The sequence below is a fragment of the Aquiflexum sp. genome, assembly GCF_041749095.1.
Classification (GTDB): Bacteria; Bacteroidota; Bacteroidia; order Cytophagales; family Cyclobacteriaceae; genus Aquiflexum.
In genome coordinates this window covers 1-1,847 of record NZ_JBGTCA010000192.1, presented here as the reverse complement: position 1 = coordinate 1,847, position 1,847 = coordinate 1, and the positions used below count along the sequence as shown (strand labels likewise).

The 1,847-nt window shown below is 40.4% G+C and carries 1 protein-coding gene; it reads right to left on the bottom strand.

Features of this window, described 5'->3' with window-relative positions; translation table 11 throughout:
- Nucleotides 1-38 precede the first annotated feature (38 nt).
- Nucleotides 39-1,847, bottom strand: a 1,809-nt coding sequence (htpG, locus tag ACEW8O_RS09305) for a molecular chaperone HtpG (RefSeq protein ID WP_373494353.1), incomplete at its 5' end; no start/stop codon positions are given.

Here is a 1,847-nt window from a genome sequence, read left to right as displayed (position 1 = left end):
CAGGGCTTTTATTTGATTTAATTACTCCAGTTCAGATATTAAAGCAGTTCCACACTTCTCTTGACAAATGCAGTAAGGTCCTTTCCTGTCAAAAGTCCCTGTGAAAGTAAAGCCAGATCAAAAGCCTGTTTAGCGAGTTTGGTTTGATCATCCTCATTTTCGGCTTTCAAAACCTTCTCGACTGCGGGATGATTGGCATTGATAGCGACTTTGTAATGGTCAGGCATGGCTCCGTAGAAACCCATGCCTCCGCCGGTCTGCGCCATATCTTTCATTCTTCGCATAAATTCCTCCATAGTAATGGTCACAGGAAGTTCTTCAGGACTCAATCCTTCTACTTCTACACTGTAGTTTTGATTTCCAATGGCTCTATCAAAGATTTCCTTCACTTTGGTTGTCTGCTCTTCAGTCAACAGATTGGCATGACTTTCCTCTTTACGGATCAGCTTTTCTGCTACATCCGCATCTACCCGCTTCAATTGGGTTTTCTCCAATTTGGACTCCAGATGCTGAATAAAATGGCTGTCTATGGGGGAATCCATTACCAAAACATCATAAGCCTTTTTATTGGCAGACTCAATAAAGGTGTCCTGTTTGTTTACATCATTGGCATAAAGGTAAACAGCCTGGTCATTTTTGTCTGTCTGAACGGCTTTGACCTTTTCTTTATATTCTTCAAGGGTGAAATATTGGCCTTCCGTATTTTTCAAGAGGGTAAAATCCTTGCCTTTTTCATAAAACTTATCTTCGCTGATCATTCCGTATTTCACGAAAAGCCCGATATCGTTCCATTTTTCTTCATAGGCCTTCCTGTCCTTTTTGAAGAGTTCAGAAAGCTTATCAGCCACTTTTTTGGTAATGTAGCTGTTGATTTTCTTCACGCTGCTGTCCGCCTGAAGGAAACTTCTGGATACGTTTAATGGAATATCAGGAGAATCAATCACTCCATGAAGTAGCATTAAAAACTCGGGGACGATATCTTTTACCTCATCCGTTATGAAAACCTGGCGGCTGAAAAGTTTGATTTTGTTTTTTTGCATTTCAAAATCGTTTTTCAACTTGGGGAAATAAAGTACCCCGGTAAGGTTAAATGGATAATCCACGTTCAGATGGATCCAAAACAGTGGGTCTTCCCCAAAAGGATACAGATCCTTGTAAAAAGAAAGGTAGTCTTCGTCTTTTAGGTCATTGGGGGATTTGGTCCAGATCGGTGCAGTGGTGTTGATAATATTGTCCACATCAACAGACTTGTATTTCTTTTTGCCATCTTTATCTTCACCATCCTCAACACTTTCTTTTTTTGTTCCAAACTTTATTGGAACAGGCAAGAATTTACAATATTTGTCAAGGATTCCCTGAAGCTTGTATTTATCCAAAAATTCTTCGGAATCTTTATTGATGTAAAGGATTACATCTGTTCCCCTTTCTTTTTTGTCACCTTTGTCAATTTCGAATTCCGTGCTGCCATCGCAAACCCATTTGGCGGGTTCTGCGCCCTCCTGATAAGATAAAGTGTTGATTTCTACCTTGTCTGCTACCATAAAGGCTGAATAGAAACCCAACCCGAACTTACCGATGATTTCGTTGGCATCTTTTGCGTCTTTGAATTTCTCCACAAATTCAGCAGCCCCGGAAAATGCGATCTGATTGATGTATTTTTTGATTTCTTCTCCCGTCATTCCCAGACCCCTGTCGGAGAGGGTAATGGTTTTTTTATCCTTGTCAAAAGCCACTTCAACAGTAATATCGCCCAATTCACCGTTGTATTGGCCTAAAGTTGCGAGTCTTTTGATTTTCTGTGTTGCATCGACAGCATTGGAGACCAATTCCCTAAGGAATATCTCATT